Genomic DNA, 26,082 nt, shown 5'->3' with positions numbered 1-26,082 from the left:
ACCGGACACCAGCAGCGAATAGGCGATGGGGATGCCCAGCGCCATGGCGCCCAGCAGCGAGCCCAGGAAGATGAAGACGGTCATGGTGGTCCTCCCCTTCAGACCTTGGCCGGCTGGCCCAAGTGCAGGTCCTGCACCTGCGCCAGGTCTTCGGATTCCTGCACCGCGATGAGCTCCTCGTCGGCCATGCGGCCGCTGAGCAGCCGCCACAGGCCGTGCAGCAGCAACAGCCCGCTCAACAGCGCGAAGACGGCGCCGCTGGCATAGAACACCGCCATGGACGTGCCGGTCACGGGCGCAACCACGTCCAGGTTGATGCCCACCTGCGTGACGGCCCCGCTCCACAGCAGCCAGGTGACGTAGAGCATGGCCAGGTGCGACAGCAACAGGCAGCCCTTGCGGCCCAAGGGCCCCAGGCGCGACACGAGCATGTCCGAGCCCAGGTGGCCGCGCTCATGGATGGCGACCACGGCGCCCAGGAAGGTCAGCCACACGAAAAGCCAGCGCGAGAGCTCCTCGCTCACGGTGATGCCGGAGTCGAAGGCGTAGCGCAGCACCACGTTGCCGAACACCAGCAACACCATCAGCGCCAGGCCCAGGGCCAGCAGCGCTTCGAGCAGCCGGCAGCCGCCGGCAATCAGTCGGTTCACGGGAATGTCTCCTTTGGGGGCTTGGGTCGCCGCCTTGCACCGCGGCGCGGGTGGCGCCGTCTGGCCGGCGCCGGCGGTCTGTCCAGGGGCGGCGCGCGGGCCGCCCGGGGGCATCACTTCAAGGGCGAGATGGCCGTGGGCAGGAAGATCTGCGACTGCATGTGGGAGGTCAGCCACTGCGGCCCGCCCTTGGGCGGCCACACGCCCTGCTGGACCGCGGCGGCGCGGGCGGCCGAGCGCTCGTTGAGGCTGGTCGCGGGCCAGAAGTGGGTGAAGCGCGGCGTGCCGTCCAGCGCGTACATGGCCAGCAGGCAAGGCGAGATTTCGTTGCGCGCGGGCAGCGCGGCCTGCCAGGCGTCCAGCGTGGGCTGCAGGCCGCCGGTCTTGTACTGGTAGGTGCGCACCTCGTAGATGGGCCCGTAGCTGCCCGGCGCGGGCGGCTCCATCCAGGGAAAGCCGGCGTAGCCGTGCATCTCCAGCCCGGTGAGCAGCTCGCCGCAGTTGAACGGGTTGGAGGACAGCAGCGCGCGGCGGCGCTCGGCCAGCATCTCGGCCTCGTCATCGAAGGCGCGCAGGACCAGCACCTGGTTGAGCGCGCCGATGTCGGAATACCAGCAGCCCAGCAGCCGGCCGCGCGCTTGCGGCGCCTGCACCCAGGCCTGTATGCCCTCGGTGGCTTGGGAGGTGGTGAAGAGGCGGGTCGTGAGGGTGGCGAGTTCGTAGAACATGGCAGGAGGCTCCGGTTGGAAGCGGGGGAAAAGCGGGTAAGAGCGGAGAAAAGCGTTGACTGGAAGGGCCTGCGCTCAGGCCGTGGCCATGGCGGGCGCCGCGGTGGGCTGCATGGCAGGCAAGTGCGCCGCGTCATGCGCCGCGATGAAGCCGAAGGTCATGGCCGGCCCCAGCGTGATGCCGCCGCTGGGGTAGTGCCCGCCCATCACGCTGGCCATGTCGTTGCCCGCGGCCCACAGGCCGGCGATGGCTTGGCCGTTGGCGTCCAGCACGCGGGCCGAGGCGTCGGTGCGCAGGCCGGCGAAAGTGCCCAGGCTGCCGGGGACGATGCGCACGGCATAGAACGGCCCCTGCTCCAGCGGCGCCACGCAGGGGTTGCCGGGCTGCTCGGCTTCGCCCTGCACGCGGTTGTAGGGCGTGCCGCCGCGGCCGAAGGCCGTGTCGCGCCCCTGCCGCGCCTCGGCGTTGAACTGCCCGACGGTGGCCTGCAAGGCGTCGGCCGCGATGCCGCAGGCCTGGGCAAGCTCGCGCAGGTCGCGCCCGCGGCGCAGGTAGCCGCTGCGCAAGTGCGCGCCCAGCGGCACGGGCGCGGGGCGCACGCGGCCCAGGCCGTAGCGGCGTATGAAGCGGTGGTCGCACAGCAGCCAGGCCTGCGGCACCTCGCCGGCCGGCGTGGCGCGCACCAGGGCGCTGGTGAAGTCGTGGTAGCTGTCGGCCTCGTTGGTGAAGCGGCGGCCGTCGGCGCGCATGGCGATCAGCCCCGGCTTGGCGCGCTCCACCAGGTGCGGGAAGTGCTTCACACCGCCATCGCGCCCGGGCACCAGCGACACCGGCGCCCACGCGATGGGCGCGGCCAGCGAGCCGTCCACCACGCCGCCCGCGCCCTCCCCCAGGCGCAAGCCGTCGCCGGTGTTGCACGGCGGCGCGGCCGACCAGTGCGCGGCCGCCAGCGTCGCATCGCCCAACAGCGCCGCGCGCCGCGCCGCGTCGTGCGGGAAGCCGCCACAGGCCAGCACCACGCCGCGGCGCGCCTGCACCCGCACCTCGCCCTGCGCCGTGCGCAGCACCGCGCCGGTGACGCGGCCGTCCTCGGTCAGCAGCCGCTGCACCGGGCTGGACACGCGCAACTGCACGCCGCGGTCCAGCGCCGATTTCAGCAAGCCGCCCACCAGCGCGTTGCCCGCCACCAGCCGCATGCCGCGGCGGTGCAGCAGCAGGTCTTTCACATGCGCGCCCACCCGGCGGGCGACGTAGCCGAAGGCGCTCCACGAGCGCATGGCGTTGAAGAAGTGCTTGAGCTCGCTGGCGGCGATGCCCATGCCCAGGAAGCTGATGAGCTCCAGCGGCGGGCGCAGGTAGGCCAGCGCCGGCCCAAGCGCGCGGGCGTCCAAGGGCGCCGCGCACACCGACCTTCCCCCGGTGGCGGCTCCTGCGCTCGTTCCATGAAAGTCGGGCACCCCATTGCCGTCGATGAAATCCAGCGCCGTGCTGCCGCGGAAGAACTCCACCATGCGCGGCCCGTGCTGCAGGAAGGCGTCGATGCGCGCCTCGTCGTACTGCGCGCCCAACTCGTGGCGCAGGTACTCGCGCGGCCCCTGCAGCGTTTCCCGGATGCCGGCCGCCACCGCCAGCGGGTTGCGCGGAATCCACATCCAGCCGCCGGACCAGGCCGTGGTGCCGCCCAACACCGGCTCCTTGTCCACCACCAGCACCTGCAGCCCCAGCGCGGCGGCGGTCACGGCAGTGGAAAGGCCGCCCGCGCCGGAACCCACCACCAGCAGGTCGCAGCGGGTGGGCACGTCGCCGGCGCTGACGCTGCCGCGCGCCGTGGTGGCCAGCGGCATGGCGGGCACGTGGCGGCTGTCCAGCGATGACTTCACGGCCATGGCGCTCAGCCCTTGAGCGGCCCGTCGGCCAGCAGGAACTCCACCATCAGCGCGCACACGCCGGCAAACATGTCGGCGCCGACCTGCGTGCCGCAGCCCAGGCCGCGCGCGGCCTCGATCAGCGGCGTGACGGCCGGCTTGGTGATGACGTCGCCCACGAAGGTGGAGCGCTCCAGGCCGGACACGTCAAAGGGAACGGGGTCCGTGGGCGACATGCCCACGGGCGTGGCGTTGATCACCAGGTCGAAGCCCCGCGGGTCGGCGCTGCCGGCCACGACGCGGCCCGCGTGGCGCTGCGACAGCCGCGCCATCAGCGACTCGCGCCGCGCCGCGTCCGGCTCGTGGAGGGCCAGCGACTGCACCCCCGCCTCCAGCAAGGCCAGCGCGATGGCCGAGCCCGCCCCGCCGGCACCGGCCAGCAGGGCGCGGCGGCCCCGCGGCTCGCAGCCGTTGCGGCGCAGCGCGTGCACGTAGCCTTCGCCGTCGAAATGATCGCCGTGCCAGGAGCCGTCGGCGTTGCGGCGCAGGATGTTGACGCCGCCCAGGAAGTGCGCGCGCTCGGTGGCCGTGGCACAGAAGCGGTAGGCGTCCAGCTTGTGCGGGACGGTGACGATGACGCCGTCCAGGTTGCGCATGCACGCGGCGCCTTGCATGAAGGCGTCCAGGTCGGCCGTGGCCACGTGCACCGGCATGACGATGGCGTTGCGGCCCTGCGCCTGCAGCGTCTGCGTGACGCCGGCGGGCGATTTCACTTGGGCGATGGGGTCGCCGATGATGGCGACGACGCGCGTGGCGCCGTCGAGCTGGAAGTTGCTCATTGCGGTGAAGCCTCGTGGAGGGGTTGAAGGTCAGGCGGCTGCGGCGGCGGCCGGGGCGCGGGCGGGCCCGGCGCTTGAAGCGTGCGCACCGCCGCGGGCGCGGCCGGATGCGTGGCGCCCGGCCAGGTAGCCGAACACCAGGCCCGGGCCCAGCGTGATGCCGGGCGCCGCGTAGACGCCGCCGAAGGCCGAGTGCATGTCGTTGCCCACGGCATACAGGCCGGCGATGGGCTGCTGCCGCGCATCGAGCACGCGGGCCTGCGCGTCGGTGGCCCAGCCGGTGGCCGCGCCTATGTCGCCGGGATAGAGCTTCACGGCGTAGAACGGCGCCTCGCGCAGCGCTCCGATGTTGGGATTGGGCAGGCCCAGCGAGGCGTCGCCCATGTTGCGCGAGTAGTCGGTGCTGCCGCGCTTGAAGTCCTCGTCCACGCCGGTGTCGGCGTAGCGGTTGATGCGCTGCACGCTGTCCTGCAGCGCGTCGGCGGGCAGGCCCAGCCTGGCGGCCAGCTCGGCCAAGGTGGCGCCCTGCGTGAGGTAGCCGTCGTCCAGGTAGGGCTGCAAGCCCTGTCCGCCGGGCCGCACCATGCCCATGCCGTACTTCTTCAGCGCGCGGGCGTCGGCAATCAGGTAGGCCGGCACCGCGCCGGCACGCTGCATGGCGATGCCGAAGAGGTGGTAGCTGGTGCTCTCGTCCAGGAAGCGCCGGCCCTGGGCATCGACGGTGATCATCCCGGGCTTGGCGCGGTCCATCAGGAAATGCGGGAACACCGCCTGCGTGCCGTCGGCGCGCTTGCGCAGCGACACCGGGGCCCAGAACGCCGGGCTGAGCGCGCCCTCGCCGTAGCGGGCGCCCAGCGCGCTCACCAGCGCGTGGGCCTGGCCGGTGTGGCCGGGCGCGCCAGGGCACCAGGCGTCCTGCGTGCCCAGCAGTTGTGCCCGCAACGCCGGGTGGCGGTTGAAGCCGCCGCTGGCCAGCACCACGCCGCCGCGCACGGCCACGCGGCGGCGCTGGCCGCCCTGCTCCAGCGTGAGCGCGGCGATGGCGCCGTCCTCGCGGTGGAAAGACGCCACCTGCGCCTGCATCGCCAGCTTGACGCCGGGTTGCTGCATCAACGAGTACAGCAGCCGAGCGCACAGCGCGTTGCCCATGAGCAGCCGCGTGCCGCGCGGATGCGCCAGGCGGTCCCGCGCGTGGCGCGACAGGATGCGCAGGCTGTAGCGCAGCGACTTCAGCGACTTCCTCATCGCCAGCAGGTGCGGGATGTCGTTGCGGTCCACCATCATCCCGCCCAGCACTGTGAATTCCTGGATGGGTGCGCGCAACAGCTTGAAGTACGGCCCAAGCAGCCGCCCGTCGAAGGGCAGCGGCTCCAGCGCGCGGCCGCGCAGCGTGGAGCCCGGCAGTTGCGAGATGTAGTCCGGGTGCGTCGGGTAGGGCCTGAAGCGCACGTGCGAGTGCTGCTCGACGTGGGCCACGGCCTCGGGGCCGGCGTGCAGCAAGGCCTGGCGCAGCGCCCGCGGGGCGCGCTCGCCCACGGCGGCGTCCAGGTAGGTCTCGGCATCGCGCAGCGTGTCGGACGGGTTCACGGCCGCGCTGTGATGCGTGCCGGGCACCCAGGTCGTCCCGCCGGACAGCGCGCTCGTCCCGCCCACGTGCGCCGTGCGCTCCACCAGCAGCACGCGCGCCCCGTCCAGCGCCGCGCACAAGGCGGCCGACATGCCCGCGGCGCCCGCGCCCACCACCACCACGTCGAACGCTTCGCCCTCGGCCGGCGCCTGTGAGAGTTGGTACAGCATGGCCGGCCCCTTACTTCGCCGCGGCGCGGACCTTGTCCACCTCGGCCACCATCTCCTTGACCAGGTCCTCGCCCACGCTCTTGGCGTACTTGGCGAACACCGGGCGCGCCTTCTCGCGCATGCGGGCGACCTCGGCCGGCGCCACCTCGTTGACGGCCACGTGCTTCTTGAGCTCCTCCAGCGCCGCCGCGTTCTTCTGCCGCGACACCTTGCGCTCGTACAGCCCCGCCTCCACGGCCGCCTCCTGCAGCACCTTGCGCTCGTCGCCGCTGAGCTGGTCCCAGACCTTCTTGCTGAAGATCAGGAGCTGCGGGTTGTACATGTGGTTCGTGACCGAGTAGTACTTCTGCACCTCGTAGAACTTCTGCACGAGCATGGTGATGGGCGGGTTGGTCGCGCCGTCCATGGCTTTTTGCTCCAGCGCCGGGTACAGCTCCGGGAAAGGCAGCGGCGCGGCGTTGGCGCCCAGGGTGTTGAGCAGGTCCAGGTAGATGGGCGTCTGGATGACGCGCATCTTCAGGCCCTGCAAATCCTCCAGCTTCGTGATGGGCCGCTTGCTGTTGTGCATGTTGCGAAAGCCCAGCTCCCAGTACGCCAGGCCCACCAGCCCCTTGGGCGGCATGAGGTCCAGCAGCTTGCGGCCCACGGGGCCGTCCACCACCGCGTCGGCCTCCTGGTAGGTGGAGAACAGGAACGGCAGGTCGTAGATCGCCATTTCCTTGACGATGCCCTGCAGCAGGCTGGCGTTGGTGAGCGTGAATTCGATGGTGCCGCCCTGCACCGAGCTGAGCACCGGCACGTCGCCGCCCAAGGTGCCGCCGCCGAAGACCTTGACCTTCATGCGGCCCTCGCTCTTCCTGCCCACCAGCTCGGCGAACTTTTCCGCGCCGTCGTACTGCGCCGTGCCTTTGTCCACCACCAGGGCCAGCTTGAAGCTGCGTTCCTTGATGTCGGCGGCCTGCGCCGCACCGGCCACGAGCAGCGAAGTCGCCGCCACGGCGGCCATGGTGTGGACCCACTTGAGCATGTCTGTCTCCTTCAGCGTCTTGATCAACCCGGAATTCCCGGCTCGGTGAAATCATAGTTCACCAAAACGGGAATAAAAAGACAGACATGACCTCAGAAGCTCAGCGTTTTCCCGTAGAAGCGACGCATAAACGTCTTGGATGGACAACTTAATTCTCTTTTTAGTGAATCAAGGGAGCCACTGCGCTGCCCTCACAATGCCGGGCAACCGAGTTCGCCCATGCCAGCAGCCAAGACCGCCACTGAACCCCGCACCCGCGATGCCGAGCGCTCGCGCCAAGCCATCCTCGACGCCGCGAGCGCCGCCTTCGCCGAGACCGGGCTGGGCGGCACGCGGCTGGAGCACGTGGCCGAGCGCGCGGGCGTGGACAAGAAGCTCATCTACTACTACTTCGAGAGCAAGGAAAAGCTGTTCCTGGCCGCGCTCGAAGAGGTCTACGCGGGCATACGCCGCGCCGAGGCGCAGCTCAACCTGACGGCGCTGGACCCCGTCACGGCCATACGCCGGCTCATCGAGTTCACGTGGGAGTACCACCGCGCCCACCCGGAGTTCCTGGCGCTGATCAACAGCGAGAACCTGCACCGCGCGCGCCACTTGGCGCAGTCGCAGCGCATCCTGGAGCTGCACTCGCCGCTGATCGCCACGCTGGCCCAGGTACTGGAGCGCGGCCGCGAGGACGGCGTGTTCCGCGGCGGCGTGGACCCGCACCAGCTCTACATCACCATTGCGGGCCTGAGCTACTACTACCAGTCCAACCGCTACACGCTGTCAGTCATCTTCGGCCGCGCAACCGACACGCCCAAGGCCATGCAGGAGCGGCTGTCGCACACGTGCGAGGTCGTGCTGGGCTATCTGCTGCGCGGCGGCTGACGCCGGCTACGCGCCCGGCGCGGGCGCCAGGGGCAGCACCATTTCCTGATGCGGAATGCCCGCCTCCATGAAGGCCTCGCCCCGCGGCTGGAACCCGGCCGCCAGGTAGAAGCTCGCGGCCGACTGCTGCGCGTGCAGCACCACCTCGCGCGCGCCCTGGGCGCGCGCCGCCTTCAGCAGGGCGTCCAGCAGCGCCTGGCCCACGCCCCGGCCGCGCTGCGAGGCCAGCACGGCCAGGCGGCCCAGCTTGAGCACACCGTCCGGCTGGGGCAACAGCCGGCCCGTGCCCAGCGCCTGGCCCGCGCCGTCGCGTGCCAGCACGTGGATGCAGCCGGCATCAGCTGGGTCGCGCTCCAAGTTGGCCGGAATGCCCTGCTCCGCCACGAACACGGCGTGGCGCACGGCTTGGGCATCGGTCCCCAACGCCTGCCAGCTTCCGGTGAGCACCGTGATCTCGGTTTCTGGGAGATGTTGGTTTGGGAGAATCTTGTACGTTGCACAAAGCATGGCAATGAACTCCTGGCCGGCCACGGCCCTCACGTGCCCCAGGCCTGGCGCAGTGCCTCGGCCACAACCTGCTGGGCCTGTGTGGCCTGTGGGATGGCACGGCCCATCTTGATGAAGTCGTGCGTGAGGCCGCGGTACAGCTCCAGCTCCACGGGCACGCCGACGGCGCGCATCTGGTCGGCATAGGCCACGCCCTCGTCCACCAGCGGGTCGCACTCGGCCAGGATCACGCAGGCCGGTGCCACGCCGTCGGCGTCCGCCTCCAGCGGCGCGAAGCGCCAGTCGCGGCGGTGGTGGAAGTCGATGTAGTGGTCGAAGAACCAGGCGATGGCCGCCGCGTCCAGCACGAAGCCGTTGGCAAAGAGCTTGTGGCTAGCCGTGTCGGCGTGGGCCGTGGTGCCGGGCGTGATCAAGACTTGCAGCGCCAGCGGCAGCCCAACGTCGCGCGCGTGCAGCGCGCACGCGGCCGTGAGCGTGCCCCCCGCACTGTCGCCGCCCACGGCCAGGCGGCGGCCGTCCAGGCCCAGCACAGCGTCGGCTTGGGTGGCCAGCCAGTGCATGGCGGCCCAGGCGTCGTCCACGGCGGTGGGAAAGCGGTGCTCGGGGGCGAGCCGGTAGTCCAGCGCCACCACTGCCCCGCCGCTGCGCAGCGCCAGCTGGCGGCACAGGCTGTCGTGCGTTTCCAGGTTGCCGATGACGAAGCCGCCGCCGTGCAGGTACAGCAGCACCGGCAGCCGCTCATGCGACACCGCGTACAGCCGCGCCGGCAGCGCCGTGCCGTCGGCCGCGGGAATGGAGAAATCCTCGACCCGCGCCAGCGGCGCGCGCGGGGGCTCCAGCACCTCGGCGCGCAGCGTGTAGGCCGCGCGCGCCTCGGCCGGGGTCAAGGCGTGCAGCGGCGGGGTCTTCACGCGCGACATGCGCGAGAGCAGACCGGCCATCTGCGGCGTGAGAAGTGAATGGCTCAAGCGACGGGCCCTGAATGCGACGGGCGGCGAGTATGCCCGCGCACGCTTTCACGACCCCCAAAAGAAAAAGCCCACCGGCCTGATAGGACCGGTGGGCATCATGCGGCGGTTGTTGTCCGCCGCATGGACTCACTGTGCCGCCAGCCTGGTAAGGCCGGCAGCCCGCACCCCCATGCGGGATCAGTGGATCAATGGAACTGTTCTTCCTCGGTGGAGCCCGTCAGCGCCTTGACGCTGGAGGAGCCGCCCTGGATGACCGTGGTCACGTCGTCGAAGTAGCCGGCGCCGACTTCCTGCTGGTGCGACACGAAGGTGTAGCCCTGCTCGCGAGCCTGGAACTCGGGCTCTTGCACCATGTTGACGTAGTGCTTCATGCCTTCGCCGCGGGCATAGGCGTGGGCGAACTGGAAGGTGTTGTACCAGTTGATGTGGATACCAGCCAGCGTGATGAACTGGTACTTGTAGCCCAGCGCGGACAGCTCTTCCTGGAAGGCGGCGATCTGCTTGTCGTCCAGGTTCTTCCTCCAGTTGAAGGAAGGCGAGCAGTTGTAGCTCAGCAGCTTGCCCGGGCAGGCGGCGTGCACGGCTTGGGCGAATTCGCGGGCAAAGCCGATGTCAGGCACGCCGGTTTCGCACCACACCAGGTCGGCGTAGGGGGCGTAGGCCACGCCGCGGCTGATGGCCTGCTCCAGGCCGTTCTTCACGCGGTAGAAGCCTTCTTGCGTGCGCTCGCCGGTGACGAAGGGCTTGTCGTTGTCGTCGCAATCGCTGGTCAGCAGGTTGGCGGCTTCGGCATCGGTGCGGGCCAGCACGATGGTGGGCACGCCCATGACGTCAGCGGCGAAACGAGCGGCGATCAGCTTCTCGACGGCTTCGCGGGTCGGGACCAGCACCTTGCCGCCCATGTGGCCGCACTTCTTCACGGCGGCCAGCTGGTCTTCGAAGTGCACGCCGGCGGCGCCCGCGGAGATCATGTTCTTCATCAGCTCGAAGGCGTTGAGCACGCCACCGAAGCCGGCTTCGGCATCCGCCACGATGGGCAGGAAGTAGTCCACGAAACCTTCGTCGCCGGGGTTGATGCCACGCGACCACTGGATTTCGTCAGCACGCTTGAACGTGTTGTTGATGCGGCGAACCATGGTGGGCACCGAGTCGTACGCGTACAGCGACTGGTCGGGGTACATGGTTTCGGAGGTGTTGCCGTCGGCGGCGACTTGCCAGCCCGACAGGTACACGGCTTCCAGGCCAGCCTTGGCCTGCTGCATGGCCTGGCCGGCGGTGATGGCGCCGAAGGCGTTCACGTAGCCCTTCTTGGCGCCGCCGTTGACCTTCTCCCACAGCTTCTCGGCACCCTGCTGAGCCAGCGTGTACTCGGGCTGCAGGCTGCCGCGCAGACGCACCACGTCAGCGGCGCTGTAGCCACGCTTCACGAGCTTCCAACGGGGATTCTCGGCCCAATCCTTTTCCAGGGCGGCGATCTGCTGTTCGCGGGTCAGTTTGGTCATCGGTTACTCCTTCAGGGGGGTCAGTCAAAAGTGGCGAATCGATGGCTAAAGCCTAAAGGCGGAAGTCCTCTGACAGAAGACTTATGTCTTATATAAGACAGAAAATTTTCTCCTTTCAAATCAACAACTTGTCTTTTTGATATCGCAATACGGAATGAAATTTTCCGTAATGAGAAAAAATGCTGCAGCGCGAAAAGCTTACTTTTCACAATGCGGAATCGGATTTTTCAAAGTGCGAAGGAACGCCATTCGCAATGCCGGTTAACCCTCGCCTTCCTGCGAAACAGGGAGCGTGCTCAACCAGCCGCCTGCGCGCGGCGTCCGTGCCGCAGCGCCAGCAGGGCCAAGGCCAGCAGCGCGAGCACGGGGCGCAGGGATTCGGCATGGCGCTGCGGCTGCGCCAGCGCCGGGTCGCGCAGCAGCGGCAGCATCTGGCCGGCGGACTGCAGCCGCGCGTAGCGCAGCCCCGTTTCCTGGGCCAGGCGGCGCAGGTAGGGCTCGCGCAGGGAAGACAGGTGTTCCCGCCCCGGCGTGGCGCCCAAGTCCGGCGCCGGCGCGGCGCCGCCGGCCTCCTCCACCATCTGCTCGCCCTGCACGCTGCCGCCGCGGCCACGGCTGTACGGATCGACCTGCGCCACCTCCTGTGCGCCCCAGGTGCCCAGCGGCCGCCCTTCCAGGTCGCTGCGCGGAATGGGTGCGAGCTGCAAGCCGCCCACGCCGATCAACCAGCCCGCGTCCTGGCCCGGCTCGGCATCCATGGGCGGGCGGTAGCGCGGGTTGAGCGGCGGCGCCTCGTGCCCGTCGGTCACGAAGACGAGCGCCGGGCGCTGCGGCAGCGCCCGCACCAGGCGCAAGGCGCCGTTGAAACCCTTGGAGACTTCGCTGTTGCCGCTCCAGGCCATGCGGCCGTCCACGCGCGCCAGCGTGCCGCGCAGCTCCTGCAGGTGCTCGCACACCTCCAGCGGCGTGAGCAGCAGCACGCTGCGGTGCTCGGTGAAGACCCCCAGTCCCACGCGCGAGCCGCACGGCAACGCCCCGAGCGCCTCGTGCAGCGCCGCCTTGGCCAGCGCCAGGCGCGAGACGGTGCGGCCGTCGAGCTGCACGTCCGCCACGTCCATGCTCTGCGTGATGTCCAGCACCACCACCGCCTCCACCCGCGGCCGGGTCAGCGGCACGTGCACGTCCACCACTGCCAGCCCAAGCAGCAGCGCCGCCAAGGGCAAGGCGCGGCGCCCTCGCGCGGGCCACAGGCCGCGCAGCCTGTTGGCGAGGCTGGCCGGCGCGGGCTTCACGGCAAACCCTGCGACACGCCGCGCATGGTGGTGGCGGCCCGCTCGGCGTCGCGCGGCGCGGCGGCGGGCGCGGTTTCACCCTCGTCGGGGTCGGGCTGCAGGCGCTGCGCGCGCTCCAGGTTGTAGCGGGCAGCCCAATGTTGGGGATCGCGGCGCAGCAACTCGCGCAGGTTCTCCTTGGCCAGCTCGACCAGGGCGATGGCCTGCCCCGGCTGCGGGCCGCCGCGCAGCCGCTCGGCCTCGCGCAGCAAGGCGCTGGCGGCGTTGAAGCGCGCGGCCTGGCCCAGGGGCGTGTTCTCGGACTGCAAGGCGCGCCAGCCGTCCAGTGCGGCGTCGCCGTTGCCGCTGGCGGCCAGCTCGGCGGCGATGGCAAAGCGCACTTCCGGCGGCAGCGTTTCAGGCGAGCGCGCCGCCTGCTCGCCGGCCTGCGCCTGGGCGCGGCCTTGCCGGATGGCCTCGTTCCACCGCTGCGCCCGCCACAGCGCCGCGGCGTCCCAGGCCAGCGCCGCGAGCACGGCCGCCAGCAGCGCCCACCACAGGCGCCGGCGCACCTTGGCACGGTCCAAGCCGCTCAAGCCCAGCGAACGCGCTGCACGCATTGCGCCCCCCACAACAAGAGCACGGCGCCCAGCGCCACGCCAAGGAACCACGAGTCCAGCGGCCTGGGCGGCAACCGCTCTTCGAAACCGTTGGGCAGGTCGGCCAGGCGGCCCACGTCCTCCACTGCGCGCAGCAGCGCCGCCGGGTTGCCCACCTCGTAGGCGTGGTACTGCGGGCCCAGCGTGCCGAAGAAACGGTGCAGGAACACCTCCGGCACGTTGTTGGCCGCCTCCGGGTCGCTGCCGGGCGGCGGCTCCAGCCCCGGGCTGCCGGCCGAGCGCAGGTAGAGCCAGTGCAGCGAGACGCGGTCGCGCCGCATGCGCTGCGTGATGCGCTCGCGCACGGCGGGCTCCAGGTGGTCGCCGCCGTCGGACACCAGCATCACGATGCGCGCGCCGGCAAAGGGGCGCTGCTCGAAGTAGTCCAGCGCCGCCAGCACGGCCTGGCCGATGTCGGTTTCACCCAGCCCGCGGCCCACGCCCCCGGCGGCGATGGCCGCCTGCACGGCCGCGGTGTGCGTGGTGAAACCCAGCACCGGCAGCGGCATGGTGCTGAAGGCCACCAGGCCGAAGCGGTCGTTGGCGCGCTGCGCCACGAAGTCCGACAGCACCTCCCGCGCCACGCGGCTCTTGGCCCGCCCGCGCCCGCCCTCGCCCGTGAGACCCCCGCTGCGCGCCGACTCGCCCCCGCCATTGCGCGTGCCGCCGAAGCCCTGGTCCATGCTCCCGCTGCGATCCAGCAGCAGCACGATCTCCGCGCCCCGTCCAACGCGCTGCACCACGCGCTCCGGCTGGCGCGGGCCGGCCAGGGCGACCACCAGCGCGGCGATGGCGATGGAGGCCAGCAGCCGCAGCAGCAGCGCGACGGCTTCTCCCAGCCGGTCCGGCGGCAGCAGCGCCAGCGCGCCGTGCAGCACGGGCGTTTCGCTCGCGCGGCGCCAGGGCAGCAGCGCCAGCGGCAGGAGCAGCAGCCACCAGGGCTGATCGAGGCTGAAGGCCCTCATGCCGCCTCCCGCTCCAGCGCCCTCGCCCGCCGGCACAAGGTTTTCAACAGGGCGGCATCGGCCTGCACGGACGCGTCGGCCGCGAAGAAGGCCTGGCGGGACAGCGCAAAGAAGCGCTCCAGATCAGGCCGCAGCGGTGCAAACGCGGGGCGGCGGGCCAGAAAGCCGTCCAGCCCCTGCACGAACAGCACTTCCCCATGGCTGCGGTTGAGCGCCAGGTGCAGCGCGGCGAGCGCCCGCCGCCATTCGTCCGGGCCGGCGTCGGCCGGCAGGCGGCGCAGCGCCCGCCAGGCGTCATCGAACGGCCGCTGGGGGCGCCGCCCCGGCCAACCGAAGCGGCGCACCAGCAGCGCGCCCAGGAGCAGCACGGCGAGAAGAGCCTCGGCCATCACGCGGCCGCGCGTGGCCTCGGCGGCGATCAGCAGCGGCGGCACGTCCAGCTGCAGAGGTCCAAAACCGTTGCGATCCGGGGGCGGCTGCGGCACCAGCGGCGAGACCATCACGGGCACGGCGTCCAGCCTCACCTCTTGCGACCTCCCTCCTTCCTGGCTTGCCTTGAAGCGCAGCACCACGGGCGGCAGGTCCATGAGCTGGGGCGACGGCGGGGAACGCAGCACCTGATAGGTCAGGACAAACTTGTATGTGTCGTGACGGGTCCACCAAGGCGGCGGCTGCCAGCGAGCCTCGCGCAGTTCCACGGACGCGCTGGGCCGCGTGGTGGGCAGCGAGGCGTCGTCCAGCCGCAGGCCGGGCGGCACGCTGAGCTCGGCATGGCGCTCGATCAGGTCACCGACCTGGTAGCCGTAGGTGCGCGGCGGGGATTCGTGGAGTTGGACGACTTGGGCGGCGGCTGGAGCGGCAACGGTGGTCAGCACAACTGGAATCGCAAGGACCACAGCGCTGACCGCGACGCTTTTGGCACCGGCCGGAAGCCGACGCACCACACTTCCTACTTCGTCATTCCCGCCTTCGCGGGAATGACGGATCGGGGTGCGCTGCAAATCAGTTTCCGGCGGACGCCCACCACCTTTCCCTGGACAGCAGTGCGCCTGCCCGCCCACGCCCTCACCCCTGCAGGAAATGCCGCGTGACCGCATCCGCATCGAACTCCCCCTCGATGAACAGCGGCCGCAGCCGCTCCCGGGCAAACATCTCACTGAGCGCCTCGCGCCGCTGCAACGCCGCCTCTTCCCAGCGCCGGCGCAACGCTGGGCGCCACCACAGCAGGCGACGGGCACCGGTTTCGGCATCCACCAGCGGCAGCAGCCCGCTGCCGGCCTGCGGCACGAACTCGCGCTCGTCCCAGATCACCACCGGCACCACCCAGTGCGCGGCCAGGGCGGTGAACCAGCCGCGCAACTCCGGCAACGGCACGTGAAAGTCCGAGGCCAGGAACACCAGCGCGCGGGCCCGGCCCAGGCTCGCGGCCACCTGCGCCAGCGCCCGGCTGCCGTACCCAACGGGCTGCAAGGCGCGCAGGGCGGCGGCCAGGGCCGGCGCGCGGCCGGCCTGGCGCGCGGGCGGCCAAATCAAATCGTCGCGGATGCGGTCGTCGCAGGCGGCGCAGCCCAGCGGGTCGCCCGCGCGCCAGGTGGACCAAGCCAGGCTGGCGGCGAAGTCGGCCAGCACGTCCAGCTTGCGCCGCGGCGCGCCAAAGGCCATGGAGCCGGAAACGTCGGCGACGAGCCATACCGTCTGCGCCCGCGGCAGGCTGTGTTGCCGCACCTGCCAGCGATGGAAGGGGTCGCGCAGCGAGGCCCGCAGATCCAGCCGCCGCGCATCCGGCGCGCGCAGCCAGTCCACATGGCCGCGGAATTCCATGCCCCCGTCCCCGCCCACGCTGCGGTGCGCCCCCGGCCGCAGCCCCTCGGCCGGCGCGGGCAGGCGGTAGAAAAACTCGGCCGGGGCTTCGTCCAGGGCCATCGCGACTCTCCAAGGGCCGGCTCAGGGCGCAGGCACCGATTGCAGGATGGCCGCCGTGAGCGCCGGCACCAGCGCCGCGCGGCGCAGCTCGTACACCGGCTGCAGCACCAGCCGGTGCGCCAGCACCTCGTGGAACACCGCCTGTATGTCTTCTGGGACGAGGTGGTCGCGCCCGTCCAGCCAAGCCGCCACGCGCGCGGCGCGCAGCAGCATGCTCATGCCACGCGGGCTGGCGCCGGCCAGCACCAGTTGCGAGGCGTCCAGCCCCAGCCCGGCGGGCAGCGCCACGCCGCTTTCCGACGGCTTTTCGCTCGCGCTCCACAGCGCCAGCGCGTAGCGGCGCAGCGCGGGCGATGCGTGTATGTGGCTTTGGATGGCGGCAGCCAGCGCGCCCAACTCCCGGTGCTGCACCAGGCCCGTGGGCAGCGTGTCCACCAGGGCGTCCGTGTCGTGGAAGCGCGGGTCGAAGACCAGCGCCTCGCGCTCGGCGGCGTCCGTGGGCGTCTCCAGCGTCACTTCCAGCAAGAAGCGGTCGCGCGCGGCCACGGCCAGCTCGAACGTCTCCTCGCGCTCGACGCGGTTGCGGTCGGCGAAGACCAGCAGGTGCGGCACATGGAACTCGCGGTTGAAGGCCGAGACGCTGCGCTCGGCCATGGCGCGCAGCAGCAGCGAGTGCACCTGGGGGCGGGCTCGGTTGATCTCGTTGAAGAAGAACACCGCCAGCTCCTCGCCGCGGGCGATGAGCGGCCCCGGGTCCACGGCCGGGCGGCCGTCGGCGGCGATGTGGGTGTGGTAGACGAGGTCGGCCGGCATCAGGTCCACCGTGCCCTCCACCCGCGCGAAGGCCCCGCCCACCACGCGGGCGAAGGCGCGCAGCAGCGTGGTCTTGCCCACGCCCACGTCGCCCTGCAGCAGCACGTGGCCGCGCGCGAAGACGGCGACGTTGATCAGCCGGATCGCCCGCGCCTGCCCAACCACCACGCGCGCCACTTCGCGCTCCATCGCCAGCGCCAGCTCCCGCTGCGCCGCCAGCCAGCCCGTGTCTACTGCCATGGAACACTCCTGCCCGTTCCGACGGACGCCCTGGTGCCGCAAGGATGCCCGCGCAACCGCCCGTGGCCGGCCTGCGAAGGCGCAAGGCGCGCTTTGCCGCGGCCCCGCAGCACGGGAGTGTCCGACACGCACGCAGCGCGCACGCAGCGGCTCAGGGGAAACCATGGGTGGGACGGCCCACCCAGCCGTGCGCAGCCCCAGCCGCGGCAGGCCCGCGAACGCCGGATCGAGCGCCACCCCCTTGCCCAGGGCTAGACTGCAAGCGTCGCGGCTGCAACGGCCGTGCTGGTTGAGAAGCTCATGACGTCTGACCGCAGTACCGATACGCCCTCACTCGACGCCCACTGGATGCCCTTCACGGCCAACCGGCAGTTCAAGCAGGCCCCGCGCCTGCTGGCCCGCGCCGAAGGCATGCACTACTGGACGCCGGAAGGACGGCAGGTGCTGGACGGCGTGGCCGGGCTGTGGTGCGTGAACGCCGGGCATGCGCGGCCGCGCATCGTCCAGGCCATCGCGCAGCAGGCCTCGGTGCTGGACTACGCCCCGCCCTTCCAGATGGGCCACCCCCAGGCCTTCGAGCTGGCCGAGGAGCTGGTCAAGCTGACCCCGCCGGGGCTGGACAAGGTGTTCTTCACCAACTCCGGCTCCGAGTCCGTGGAGACGGCGCTGAAGATGGCGCTGGCCTACCACCGCGTGCGCGGCGAAGGCAGCCGCACCCGGCTCATAGGCCGCGAGCGCGGCTACCACGGGGTGAACTTCGGCGGCATCTCCGTGGGCGGCATCGTCGGCAACCGAAAACTCTTCGGCACGCTGCTTTCCGGCGTGGACCACATCCGCCACACGCACGACCCGGCGCGCAACGCCTTCAGCTTCGGCCAGCCCGCCCACGGCGCCGAGCTGGCCGACGACCTGGAGCGGCTGTGCGCGCTGCACGACGCCAGCACCATCGCCGCCGTCATCGTCGAGCCCGTGGCCGGCTCCACCGGCGTGCTGCTGCCCCCGCAGGGCTACCTGCAGCGGCTGCGCGAGATCTGCGACCGCCACGGCATCCTGCTGATCTTCGACGAGGTCATCACCGGCTTCGGCCGCACCGGCCAGCCCTTCGGGGCCCAGACCTTCGGCGTGACGCCGGACCTCATGACCGTCGCCAAGGGCCTGACCAACGGCTGCGTGCCCATGGGCGCCGTCTTCGCCAAGCGCGCGATACACGACGCCTTCATGCACGGCCCCGAGCAGGCCATCGAGTTCCCGCACGGCTACACCTACTCCGCCCACCCGCTGGCCTGCGCGGCGGCGCTGGCCACGCTGCAGACCTACGCGGAGGAAAACCTCCTCACCCGCGCCTCGGCGCTGCACGAGCACTTCGGCCACGCGCTGCACGCCCTCCGGGGCCTGCCGCACGTGGTCGACGTGCGCAACATCGGCCTGGTCGGCGGCGTGGAGCTGGCCCCCCTGCCGGACGCGCCGGGCAAGCGCGCCTTCGACGTGTTCCTGGACTGCTGGGAGCAAGGCGTGCTCATCCGCACCACGGGCGACACCGTGGCGCTCTCGCCACCGCTCATCATTGAGAAGGCCCACATCGACCGCATCGTGGACACGCTGGCCGGCGCGCTGCGCCGTGCGGCGTGAGCCGCAGCCCGGACAGCAGCGCCAGCCCATCCCGAACACCCGACACACCAACAGCCCCACCACCCGACAGCCCATGAAGACCACGCCCCCCGTCGTCCTCGTCCCGGCCTGCAACCGCGTGTTGGGCCAGCATGGGTTCCACGTGGCCGGCGCCAAGTACGTGGAGGCCGTGCGCCTGGCCGGCGCGCTGCCGCTGGTGGTGCCGGATGCGTCCGAAGCCGAGCTGGACGCGCTGCTGGACCTGGCCGACGGGGTGCTGCTCACGGGCTCGCCCTCCAACGTCCATCCCAGCCATTTCGGCGAAGAGGTTCGCGACCCCGCGCTGCCGCTGGACCCCACGCGCGACGCCTGGACGCTGCCCTTCATCCCGCGCCTGCTGGAGCGCCGGCTGCCGCTGCTGGCCATCTGCCGCGGCGCGCAGGAGCTCAACGTCGCGTTGGGCGGCAGCCTGCACCAGGCCGTGCACACGCTGCCCGGCCACCTGGACCACCGCGGCCAGGGCGAAACGGCCGAATCCCTGTACGCGCCCGCTCACGAGGTGCAGGTGGAACCCGGCGGGCTGCTGGCGGACGTGGTGCGCGAGGGCACCTTCCGCGTCAACTCGGTGCACGGCCAGGCCGTCCACCGGCTGGCCCAGGGCTTGCGGGTGGAGGCGCGGGCGCCGGACGGGCTGGTCGAAGCCTTTTCATGGCCCGGCGCGGCGTTCGCGCTGGGCGTGCAGTGGCATCCGGAATGGCGGGCGCGGGACAACCCCGTGTCCCTGCAACTGCTTCGCGCCTTCGGGGCGGCCTGCGCAAGGCAGGCGACGCACCGCAACCAGTTCAAGCAACGACAGGAGGAGTGAGCCTATGGTGGAAAGAAAAGAGTTCACATACAGCGACCTGGAACAGTGGCTGGACCAGCACCGCGTCACCGAGATCGAGTGCCTGGTGCCGGACCTCACCGGCGTGGCGAGAGGAAAGATCCTCCCGCGCGAGAAGTTCACCGAGGACCGCGGGATGCGGCTCCCGGAAGTCGTGGTGGCCATGGGGGTGACGGGCGAGTTCCCCGAGGAAGGCCCCTACTACGACGTCATCACCCCCACCGACCGCGACATGCACCTGCGCCCCGACCCGGCCACGGTGCGCATCGTCCCCTGGGCCACCGACCCCACCGCGCAGGTCATCCACGACTGCTTCGACCGCGACGGCCGCATGATCCCCTTCGCCCCGCGCTCCGTGCTGCGCCGCGTGTGCGAGCTGTTCCAGTACGAAGGCATGGAGCCCGTGGTGGCGCCGGAGCTGGAGTTCTACCTGGTGGCGCGCAACACCGACCCCGACATGCCGCTCAAGCCGCCCATAGGCCGCAGCGGCCGCGCCGAGACCTCGCGCCAGGCCTACAGCATCGACGCCGTCAACGAGTTCGACCCGCTGTTCGAGGACGTCTACGACTACTGCGAAAAGATGGAGCTCAGCGTGGACACGCTGATCCACGAAATCGGCGCGGGCCAGATGGAGATCAACTTCTTCCACGGCCACCCCATGGCGCTGGCCGACGAGGTGTTCTTCTTCAAGCGCACGGTGCGCGAGGCCGCCATGCGGCACGACATGTTCGCCACCTTCATGGCCAAGCCCATTGCCGGCGAGCCCGGCAGCGCCATGCACATCCACCAGAGCATGCTGCGCAAGGACACGGGGCAGAACCTCTTCAGCAACCCCGACGGCAGCGCCAGCCGCGAGTTCTACTGGTACATCGGCGGGCTGCAGAAATACGTGCCCGCGGCCATGGCGCTGTTCGCGCCCTACGTCAACAGCTACCGGCGCCTGGCGCGCTTCACGGCCGCGCCCATCAACATCCAGTGGGGCACGGACAACCGCACCGTGGGCATACGCTCGCCCGTGGCCCCGCCGGCCGCGCGCCGCGTGGAAAACCGCGTCGTGGGGGCCGATGCCAACCCGTATGTGGCGCTGGCGGCCACGCTGGCCTGCGGCTACCTGGGCATCAAGAACCGCATCGAGCCCACGCCGGAGTGCAAGGGCGACGCCTACCTGGGCGACTACGCCCTGCCGCGCAGCTTGGGCGAGGCGCTGGAGAAGCTGCGGGCCGAGACCGCGCTGGCCGAGGTGCTGGGCGAGAGCTTCATCACCGTCTACACCGAGGTGAAGGAAACCGAGTTCGCCGAGTTCATGAAGGTGATCTCGCCCTGGGAGCGCGAGCACCTGCTGCTGCACGTCTGATCAGAAACGACTGGAGGAGTCCATGAGCAACACCGTGACCGACATCGCCAGCGCCGCCACCCTGCTCGATACCACGGCCGCCTCGACGCTCGCGGCCGCGGGCGCTCCCCTGGGCGGCAGCCCGGGCGAGGACGGCGGCGCCAGCGGCGCATTCCGCGGCCGCAGCACGCGCGAGTGGCAGGCGGCGGACGCCGCGCACTTCCTGCACCCCTTCACCGACTTCAAGGCGCTGGCCGCGCGCGGCGCGCGCATCGTCACCCGCGGCGAGGGCATCTACCTCTGGGACAGCGAGGGGCACCGCATCCTGGACGCCATGTCGGGCCTGTGGTGCGTGAACGTCGGCTACGGGCAGCAGCCGCTGATAGACGCCGCCACGCGCCAGATGCAGGAGCTGCCCTTCTACAACGCCTTTTTCCAGACCAGCACGCCGCCGGCGATCGAGCTGGCCGAGTTGCTGGCCGAGCTGGCGCCGCCGCAGTTCAAGCACGTGTTCTTCGCCAGCTCCGGCTCGGAGAGCAACGACACCGTGGTGCGCATGGTGCGCCGCTATTGGGCGCTGATGGGCCAGCCGCAGCGGCAGGTGATCATCAGCCGCTGGAACGGCTACCACGGCTCCACCATGGCCGGCGCCTCCTTGGGCGGCATGCCGGGCATGCACGAGCAAGGCGGGCTGCCCATTCCCGGCATCGTCCACATCGGCCAGCCGCACTGGTGGGAGCACGGCCGCGCGCTGGGCCTCTCGCGCGAGGAGTTCGGCCTCAAGGCCGCGCAGTGGCTGGAGGACAAGATCCTGGAAGTGGGCCCGGAGAACGTGGCCGCCTTCATCGGCGAGCCCGTGCAGGGCGCGGGCGGCGTGGTCGTCCCGCCGGAAACCTACTGGCCGGAGATCCAGCGCATTTGCGACCGCTACGGCATCCTGCTGGTGAGCGACGAGGTGATCTGCGGCTTCGGCCGCACCGGCCACTGGTTCGGCTGCGAGCGCTTCGGCACCCGGCCGGACCTCATCACCTTCGCCAAGGGCGTGACCAGCGGCTACGTCCCCTTGGGCGGCGTGCTGGTGGGCGAGCGCGTGGCGCAGGCGCTGATCGAAAAGGGCGGCGAGTTCACCCACGGCTACACCTACAGCGGCCACCCCGTGGCCTGCGCCGTGGGCGTGGCCAATTTGCAGCTCGTGCGCCGGCTGAAGCTGGTGGAGCGGGTGCGCGACGACACCGGCCCCTACATGGCCGAGCTGTACCAGCGCATTGCCGCGCACCCGCTGGTGGGCGAGGTGCAGAGCTGCGGCCTCATGGGGGCCATCACGCTGGTGCGGGACAAGGCGACCAACGCGCCCTTCCCGGCCGAGGTGGACATCGCCATGGTGTGCCGCGGCCATTGCTTCGGCAACGGGCTGATCATGCGCGCCGTGGGCGACCGCATGATCGTCGCGCCCCCGCTGGTCATCACCCGCGCGCAGCTCGACGAGATGGCCGCGCTCATCCAGCGCTGCCTGGACCTGACCCTGGCCGACGCCACGTGCAACGGCTGGCTGTGAGCCCCCCATGAAGCTGCTCAGCGCCCTTGTAGGAGGCCCGCTCGCGGGCCGAACCGCTGGCGCTCTGCATGACCCAGCTCCACCGGGTTCGGCCCGCAAGCGGGCCTCCTACAAGCAAATTCGAGGACTTGCATGAACCGCCCAAGCATCGACTGGCACGCCCGCGCCGCCGAGGTCCGGACCGACGGCCGCTGTTTCATAGCCGGCCAGCGCCGCGACGCCGCCTCCGGCGAAACCACTGTCAAGCGCTCGCCCGTGGACGGCCGCCTGCTGGGCACGGTCGCCCGCGGCCAGGCGGCCGACGTGGACGCCGCCGTGCGCAGCGCCCGCGCCGCCTTCGACGACCGCCGCTGGGCCAGGCAGCCGCCGGCCGCGCGCAAGAAGGTGCTGCTGCGCTTCGCGGAGCTGGTGCTGGCCGCCCGCGAGGAGCTGGCCCTGCTGGAGACGCTGGACATGGGCAAGCCCATAGCCCACGCGCTCACGGTGGACGTGCCGGCCACGGCGCGCTGCATCGCCTGGTACGCCGAGGCGCTGGATAAACGCTATGACGAGATCGCGCCCACGGCGGAGACAGGCCTGGCGCTGATCACGCGCGAGCCCGTCGGCGTGGTCGGGGCCATCGTCCCGTGGAACTACCCCATGATCATGGCCGCCTGGAAGATCGCGCCGGCCCTGGCCATGGGCAACTCGCTGGTGCTCAAGCCCAGCGAGAAGTCGCCCTTCACCGCGCTGCGGCTGGCGGAGCTGGCGCTGCAGGCCGGGCTGCCGGCGGGGGTGTTCAACGTGGTCCCCGGCCACGGCGCGGAAGCCGGCGAGGCGCTGGCGCTGCACATGGACGTGGACGCCATCGGCTTCACGGGCTCCACCCGCACGGGGCGGCGCATGCTGGAGTACGCGGGGCGCAGCAACCTCAAGCGCGTCTTCAACGAGTTGGGCGGCAAGTCCGCCTTTCTCGTCTTTCCCGACTGCGCCGACCTCGCCCGCGCCGCCGCCACCGCCGCGGGCAGCATGTATTTCAACCAGGGCGAGAGCTGCAATGCGCCCTCGCGCGTGCTGGTGCACGAGGCCATTGCGGACCAGTTCGCGGCGCTGCTGGCGGCCCAGGCCCCGCGCTACGCCCCGGGCGACCCGCTGGCGCCGGGCACGGCCATGGGCGCCATCGTGGACGAGCAGCAATTGCGCACCGTGCTGGGCTACATCCAGGCCGGGCAGGAGCAAGGCGCGCGGCTGCTGGCCGGCGGGCGGCAGGTGCGGCTTGAGAGCGGCGGCTACTACGTCGAGCCCACCCTCTTCGACGGCGTGCACAGCAGCATGCGCATCGCGCAGGAGGAAATCTTTGGGCCGGTGCAGGCCGTGCTGCGCTTCCGGGACGAGGCCGAGGCCGTGCGCCTGGCCAACGACACGCCCTACGGCCTGCAGGCCAGCGTGTGGAGCGACCACCTGAGCCGCGCCCACCGCGTGGCGCGCGCGCTGCGCGCCGGCACCGTGCACGTCAACCAGTACGACGAGGACGACATCACCGTGCCCTTCGGCGGCTTCAAGCAAAGCGGCAACGGGCGCGACAAGTCGATGCACGCCTTCGACAAGTACACCGAGCTCAAGACCACCTGGGTGCGCATAGACCCGGCCAACGACGGAGGCAACGCATGAGAGACCTGCGCGAGCGGCTGAAGAAGCAGGGCATACACACCCTGCTGGTGCAGTTCACCGACCTGCATGGGGCGGCGCGCGGGAAGTTCGTGCCGCTGGCGCACCTGGACGACGTGCTCACCGACGGCGCCGGCTTTGCAGGCTCAGCCGTCTGGGGCGGCGCGCTGCCGCGCACGGGCCAGCGGGCGCGCTACCACGCGCGCGGGCAGGCGACGTCCATCCTGGCCCTGCCCTGGCTGCCGGGCGTGGCGCGCATCGTGGCCGACGGCTTCGTGGCCAACGAGCCCTTCGATGCCGACCCGCGCCAGGCGCTGCGCCGGGCGCTGGCGCCGCTGGCGGCGCAGGGCTGGCACTTGCGCGTGGGCCTGGAGCCGGAGTTCTTCCTGCTGCGCCGCGAGGGCGAGTTGCTCGTTCCGGCCGACGCCCACGAGCGGCTGGACAAGCCCAGCTACGACCTCAAGACGCTGCCGCGCCAGGCCGGCTACCTGCACGAGCTGCGCGAGGCGCTGGAGCGCTGCGGCGTGGACGTGCTGCAACTGGAGCATGCCGGGGGGCCCGGGCAGTACCAGATCGACTTCGGCCCGGTAGATGCGCTGGCCTGTGCCGACCAGTTCATGCTCTTCAAGCAGGCGGCGCACGCCATCGCGCAGCAGCACGGCATGCTGTTTTCGCTGATGCCCAAGCCGTTCGCGGAGCAGCCCGGCAGCGACATGCACGTGCATGTGTCGCTGCGGGAGGGCGAAGGCGTGGACGCGGTGAGCCTGTTCACGCCGCACCTGCCCGACGGCGCGGTGGACCGCGGGCGCCCGCTGTCGCTGATGGGGCGGCACTTCGTGGGCGGCATGCTGGCGCACAGCGCGGCGCTGTGCGCCCTGGCCGCGCCCACGGTGAACTCCTACAAGCGCCTGGGCCCAACGACCTATGGTGCCGGCGACGCGCCCAAGTTCATCGCGCACGGCCTGGACAACCGCACGGCGCTGGTGCGCACGCTGCACGGCCTTTTCGAATGGCGGCTGCCGGATGCGAGCGCCAACCCGTACCTGATGCTGGCCGGGCTGGTGGCCGCCGGGCTGGACGGGCTGGAACGCCGCCTGGACCCCGGCCCCGACGTGGACCTGGACCTGCTGGACGCCCCGCCGCAAGTGATTTCCGAACTCGCCCTGCGCGCCGTGCCGCACAGCCTGGCCCAGGCGCTGGATGCGCTGGAAGCCGACGAGATATTGGTCAAGGCGCTGTCACCCGCCCTGGTGCACGAGTTCGTGCGGATCAAGCGGGAGGAATGGGCGGAATACACGCGTCATGTGAGCGCGTGGGAGTTGGAGAGGTATGCGGATGCGTTTTGAATTGAGCACGGAGTCCCAATGAAGTCGCCCGGAAAGCCAAACGCTTTCCGGGCGACGCGCCGGTGCCTGGGGCGATAAGTTTTCAGGCCTTTTGCAGCTTCAAGCCCTCGCTGGCCTCCCACCTCCCCGCCTTGTCCACCACCAGCACGTCCACCTGCCACTCCCGCGCCAGGCGCAGCGCCTCCTGCCGACCGGCGTTGAGCATCACCTTGGTCAGCGCGTCCGCCAGGGCGCAACTCGGCGCCGCGACCGTGACGCTGGACAGGCCGGTCGGGGAGTAGCCGGTGCGCGGATCGAACACATGGTGGTGCCGATGGTCGGCGCTGAAGAAGGTTTCGCTGTCCGACGAGGTCGCGACGCTGCGCCCGTCCATGGCCAGCCGGCCCAGGAGGGCTTGAGCCTCATGCGGGTCGGCAATGCCCAGCAGCCAGGGGCGATCCGGTTCAGGACGGCCCAGGGCCGACCATTCGCCCGTGTTGATCAGCGCATGCCGGATGCCGCGGCTCTCCAGCCCGGAACGCACCAGGTCCGCCGCAAAGCCCTGCGCGATACCGTTGAGCGTGACCGCCATGCCGGGCCCGCCCAGGCGGATCTCCTGGGGCGACACCCGCAGCCTGCGCCAGCCGACGGCAGCCCGCGCCTGCGCGACGGCCGTGGCCGACGGCAGCGTGCCCCGGCGCTGGGCCGCTTCGAACACGGTCCACAGGGGCTGCACCGTGACGTCGAAGGCTCCGCTGCTGCGCGCCGAGATGCCTTGAGCCAGTTGGAACACCTGGAGCAGGTCTGGGTGCGGATCGCGCAGCACGCCGTCGCGGTTGAGGCGGCTGACGGCGCTGTCCGGGTTGAACAGGCTCATCTGATCCTCGACATGGCGGACGACCCGCACGGCGGCGTCCAGCGCCTGATCGGCTTGGGCCGCTTTGGCGTGGGCCACCCGCAAGGACAACACCGTGCCAAAGCCGACCAGGCTGCGCTCACGCCATTGCAGCGGGGCGGTGGCCGGCATCGCCGCGCCGGCGGGGCCCAAGCCTCCCAGAGCACCCAGGCCCAGGCTGGATTGGAGAAATACACGACGCTTCATG

23 protein-coding genes are annotated in these 26,082 nt (G+C 71.1%); 7 read left to right on the top strand and 16 right to left on the bottom strand.

Annotated elements, in window-relative coordinates:
- Positions 1–98 precede the first annotated feature (98 nt).
- The 6 genes from ALA01S_RS09935 to ALA01S_RS09910 all read right to left on the bottom strand — a co-directional run bounded on the left by ALA01S_RS09935 (position 99) and on the right by ALA01S_RS09910 (position 6,907).
- The gene (locus tag ALA01S_RS09935; RefSeq protein ID WP_066335407.1) at positions 99–650 is read right to left on the bottom strand and encodes a TRAP transporter small permease; all 552 of its coding nucleotides are present in this window, start codon (positions 648–650) and stop codon (positions 99–101) included.
- 113 nt (positions 651–763) lie between these two features.
- A complete protein-coding gene (locus ALA01S_RS09930; RefSeq protein ID WP_066335403.1) occupies positions 764–1,378 on the bottom strand; it encodes an NIPSNAP family protein in 615 nt (204 codons plus the stop codon).
- A 75-nt stretch (positions 1,379–1,453) separates the two neighbouring features.
- Entirely contained in the window at positions 1,454–3,223 is a 1,770-nt protein-coding gene (locus ALA01S_RS09925) for an FAD-dependent oxidoreductase (RefSeq protein ID WP_066335436.1), read from the bottom strand.
- A 47-nt stretch (positions 3,224–3,270) separates the two neighbouring features.
- Positions 3,271–4,083 carry a shikimate dehydrogenase family protein gene (locus ALA01S_RS09920; protein ID WP_066335401.1) on the bottom strand — a complete coding sequence of 271 codons (813 nt, stop codon included), beginning with the start codon at positions 4,081–4,083 and terminating at the stop codon, positions 3,271–3,273.
- Positions 4,084–4,113: 30 nt separating this feature from the next.
- Complete coding sequence (locus tag ALA01S_RS09915) at positions 4,114–5,880, bottom strand: FAD-dependent oxidoreductase (protein ID WP_066335399.1); 1,767 nt, start codon at positions 5,878–5,880, stop codon at positions 4,114–4,116.
- Between the two features lie 10 nt (positions 5,881–5,890).
- Positions 5,891–6,907: a TRAP transporter substrate-binding protein gene (locus ALA01S_RS09910; RefSeq protein WP_066335396.1), complete on the bottom strand. Its 1,017-nt coding sequence runs from the start codon at positions 6,905–6,907 to the stop codon at positions 5,891–5,893.
- A gap of 219 nt (positions 6,908–7,126) precedes the next feature.
- Between ALA01S_RS09910 and ALA01S_RS09905 the strand changes: the two genes are divergently transcribed.
- Positions 7,127–7,777: a TetR/AcrR family transcriptional regulator gene (locus ALA01S_RS09905; RefSeq protein WP_066335393.1), complete on the top strand. Its 651-nt coding sequence runs from the start codon at positions 7,127–7,129 to the stop codon at positions 7,775–7,777.
- Positions 7,778–7,783: 6 nt separating this feature from the next.
- Here ALA01S_RS09905 and ALA01S_RS09900 read toward each other — a convergent pair whose 3' ends face one another.
- The 9 genes from ALA01S_RS09900 to ALA01S_RS09860 form a co-directional block, all read right to left on the bottom strand.
- A complete protein-coding gene (locus tag ALA01S_RS09900) occupies positions 7,784–8,284 on the bottom strand; it encodes a GNAT family N-acetyltransferase (protein WP_084267398.1) in 501 nt (166 codons plus the stop codon).
- 29 nt (positions 8,285–8,313) lie between these two features.
- Positions 8,314–9,225, bottom strand: a complete 912-nt coding sequence (locus ALA01S_RS09895; protein ID WP_066335391.1) for an alpha/beta hydrolase — start codon at positions 9,223–9,225, stop codon at positions 8,314–8,316.
- Positions 9,226–9,440: 215 nt separating this feature from the next.
- Entirely contained in the window at positions 9,441–10,757 is a 1,317-nt protein-coding gene (aceA, locus tag ALA01S_RS09890; RefSeq protein ID WP_066335389.1) for an isocitrate lyase, read from the bottom strand.
- A gap of 296 nt (positions 10,758–11,053) precedes the next feature.
- Positions 11,054–12,049, bottom strand: a complete 996-nt coding sequence (locus ALA01S_RS09885) for a vWA domain-containing protein (protein WP_084267396.1) — start codon at positions 12,047–12,049, stop codon at positions 11,054–11,056.
- The gene (locus ALA01S_RS09880; RefSeq protein WP_157118873.1) at positions 12,046–12,615 is read right to left on the bottom strand and encodes an MxaK protein; all 570 of its coding nucleotides are present in this window, start codon (positions 12,613–12,615) and stop codon (positions 12,046–12,048) included. Before ALA01S_RS09880 ends, ALA01S_RS09885 begins: the two co-directional genes overlap by 4 nt.
- A 5-nt stretch (positions 12,616–12,620) precedes the next feature.
- Positions 12,621–13,652 (bottom strand): vWA domain-containing protein, encoded by a 1,032-nt coding sequence (locus ALA01S_RS09875; RefSeq protein WP_066335431.1) that lies wholly within the window; start codon positions 13,650–13,652, stop codon positions 12,621–12,623.
- Complete coding sequence (locus ALA01S_RS09870; protein ID WP_066335385.1) at positions 13,649–14,527, bottom strand: hypothetical protein; 879 nt, start codon at positions 14,525–14,527, stop codon at positions 13,649–13,651. Before ALA01S_RS09870 ends, ALA01S_RS09875 begins: the two co-directional genes overlap by 4 nt.
- Positions 14,528–14,717: 190 nt before the next feature.
- Positions 14,718–15,575 (bottom strand): DUF58 domain-containing protein, encoded by an 858-nt coding sequence (locus tag ALA01S_RS09865; RefSeq protein ID WP_066335376.1) that lies wholly within the window; start codon positions 15,573–15,575, stop codon positions 14,718–14,720.
- A gap of 21 nt (positions 15,576–15,596) precedes the next feature.
- On the bottom strand, positions 15,597–16,628 hold the full coding sequence (locus ALA01S_RS09860; protein WP_066335374.1) for an AAA family ATPase: 1,032 nt from the start codon (positions 16,626–16,628) through the stop codon (positions 15,597–15,599).
- 300 nt (positions 16,629–16,928) lie between these two features.
- On the opposite strand from ALA01S_RS09860, the gene aptA reads away from it, so the two are divergent.
- The 6 genes from aptA to ALA01S_RS09830 all read left to right on the top strand — a co-directional run bounded on the left by aptA (position 16,929) and on the right by ALA01S_RS09830 (position 25,000).
- On the top strand, positions 16,929–18,257 hold the full coding sequence (gene aptA, locus ALA01S_RS09855) for an omega-aminotransferase AptA (RefSeq protein WP_066335372.1): 1,329 nt from the start codon (positions 16,929–16,931) through the stop codon (positions 18,255–18,257).
- Positions 18,258–18,330: 73 nt separating this feature from the next.
- The gene (locus tag ALA01S_RS09850; RefSeq protein WP_066335370.1) at positions 18,331–19,101 is read left to right on the top strand and encodes a gamma-glutamyl-gamma-aminobutyrate hydrolase family protein; all 771 of its coding nucleotides are present in this window, start codon (positions 18,331–18,333) and stop codon (positions 19,099–19,101) included.
- Positions 19,102–19,105: 4 nt separating this feature from the next.
- Positions 19,106–20,473 (top strand): glutamine synthetase family protein, encoded by a 1,368-nt coding sequence (locus tag ALA01S_RS09845; protein ID WP_066335367.1) that lies wholly within the window; start codon positions 19,106–19,108, stop codon positions 20,471–20,473.
- A 22-nt stretch (positions 20,474–20,495) separates the two neighbouring features.
- The gene (locus tag ALA01S_RS09840) at positions 20,496–22,007 is read left to right on the top strand and encodes an aspartate aminotransferase family protein (RefSeq protein WP_084267394.1); all 1,512 of its coding nucleotides are present in this window, start codon (positions 20,496–20,498) and stop codon (positions 22,005–22,007) included.
- A 132-nt stretch (positions 22,008–22,139) separates the two neighbouring features.
- Positions 22,140–23,657 (top strand): aldehyde dehydrogenase, encoded by a 1,518-nt coding sequence (locus ALA01S_RS09835; RefSeq protein WP_066335364.1) that lies wholly within the window; start codon positions 22,140–22,142, stop codon positions 23,655–23,657.
- The gene (locus tag ALA01S_RS09830; protein ID WP_066335362.1) at positions 23,654–25,000 is read left to right on the top strand and encodes a glutamine synthetase family protein; all 1,347 of its coding nucleotides are present in this window, start codon (positions 23,654–23,656) and stop codon (positions 24,998–25,000) included. The genes ALA01S_RS09835 and ALA01S_RS09830 overlap by 4 nt, the downstream gene beginning before the upstream one ends.
- An 82-nt stretch (positions 25,001–25,082) precedes the next feature.
- Here ALA01S_RS09830 and ALA01S_RS09825 read toward each other — a convergent pair whose 3' ends face one another.
- Positions 25,083–26,081 carry an FAD:protein FMN transferase gene (locus tag ALA01S_RS09825; RefSeq protein ID WP_066335360.1) on the bottom strand — a complete coding sequence of 333 codons (999 nt, stop codon included), beginning with the start codon at positions 26,079–26,081 and terminating at the stop codon, positions 25,083–25,085.
- Between the last annotated feature and the right edge of the window lies 1 nt (position 26,082).

Source organism: Azohydromonas lata NBRC 102462 (assembly GCF_001571085.1).
Taxonomy (GTDB): Bacteria; Pseudomonadota; Gammaproteobacteria; order Burkholderiales; family Burkholderiaceae_C; genus Azohydromonas; species Azohydromonas lata.
Note: the sequence above shows the minus strand (reverse complement) of the source record. Positions and strands in the feature narration are given on the sequence as shown.

Excerpts from the sequence above, each read along its gene's own strand:
- ALA01S_RS09910 (WP_066335396.1), bottom strand. The coding sequence starts at position 6,907 with ATGCTCAAGTGGGTCCACACCATGGCCGCCGTGGCGGCGACTTCGCTG.
- aceA (WP_066335389.1), bottom strand. The coding sequence starts at position 10,757 with ATGACCAAACTGACCCGCGAACAGCAGATCGCCGCCCTGGAAAAGGAT.
- ALA01S_RS09830 (WP_066335362.1), top strand. The coding sequence starts at position 23,654 with ATGAGAGACCTGCGCGAGCGGCTGAAGAAGCAGGGCATACACACCCTG.
- ALA01S_RS09895 (WP_066335391.1), bottom strand. The coding sequence starts at position 9,225 with ATGGCCGGTCTGCTCTCGCGCATGTCGCGCGTGAAGACCCCGCCGCTG.
- ALA01S_RS09850 (WP_066335370.1), top strand. The coding sequence starts at position 18,331 with ATGAAGACCACGCCCCCCGTCGTCCTCGTCCCGGCCTGCAACCGCGTG.
- ALA01S_RS09875 (WP_066335431.1), bottom strand. The coding sequence starts at position 13,652 with ATGAGGGCCTTCAGCCTCGATCAGCCCTGGTGGCTGCTGCTCCTGCCG.
- ALA01S_RS09835 (WP_066335364.1), top strand. The coding sequence starts at position 22,140 with ATGAACCGCCCAAGCATCGACTGGCACGCCCGCGCCGCCGAGGTCCGG.
- ALA01S_RS09900 (WP_084267398.1), bottom strand. The coding sequence starts at position 8,284 with ATGCTTTGTGCAACGTACAAGATTCTCCCAAACCAACATCTCCCAGAA.
- ALA01S_RS09905 (WP_066335393.1), top strand. The coding sequence starts at position 7,127 with ATGCCAGCAGCCAAGACCGCCACTGAACCCCGCACCCGCGATGCCGAG.
- ALA01S_RS09825 (WP_066335360.1), bottom strand. The coding sequence starts at position 26,081 with ATGAAGCGTCGTGTATTTCTCCAATCCAGCCTGGGCCTGGGTGCTCTG.
- aptA (WP_066335372.1), top strand. The coding sequence starts at position 16,929 with ATGACGTCTGACCGCAGTACCGATACGCCCTCACTCGACGCCCACTGG.
- ALA01S_RS09865 (WP_066335376.1), bottom strand. The coding sequence starts at position 15,575 with ATGGCCCTGGACGAAGCCCCGGCCGAGTTTTTCTACCGCCTGCCCGCG.
- ALA01S_RS09915 (WP_066335399.1), bottom strand. The coding sequence starts at position 5,880 with ATGCTGTACCAACTCTCACAGGCGCCGGCCGAGGGCGAAGCGTTCGAC.
- ALA01S_RS09860 (WP_066335374.1), bottom strand. The coding sequence starts at position 16,628 with ATGGCAGTAGACACGGGCTGGCTGGCGGCGCAGCGGGAGCTGGCGCTG.
- ALA01S_RS09840 (WP_084267394.1), top strand. The coding sequence starts at position 20,496 with ATGAGCAACACCGTGACCGACATCGCCAGCGCCGCCACCCTGCTCGAT.
- ALA01S_RS09920 (WP_066335401.1), bottom strand. The coding sequence starts at position 4,083 with ATGAGCAACTTCCAGCTCGACGGCGCCACGCGCGTCGTCGCCATCATC.
- ALA01S_RS09925 (WP_066335436.1), bottom strand. The coding sequence starts at position 3,223 with ATGCCGCTGGCCACCACGGCGCGCGGCAGCGTCAGCGCCGGCGACGTG.
- ALA01S_RS09845 (WP_066335367.1), top strand. The coding sequence starts at position 19,106 with ATGGTGGAAAGAAAAGAGTTCACATACAGCGACCTGGAACAGTGGCTG.
- ALA01S_RS09930 (WP_066335403.1), bottom strand. The coding sequence starts at position 1,378 with ATGTTCTACGAACTCGCCACCCTCACGACCCGCCTCTTCACCACCTCC.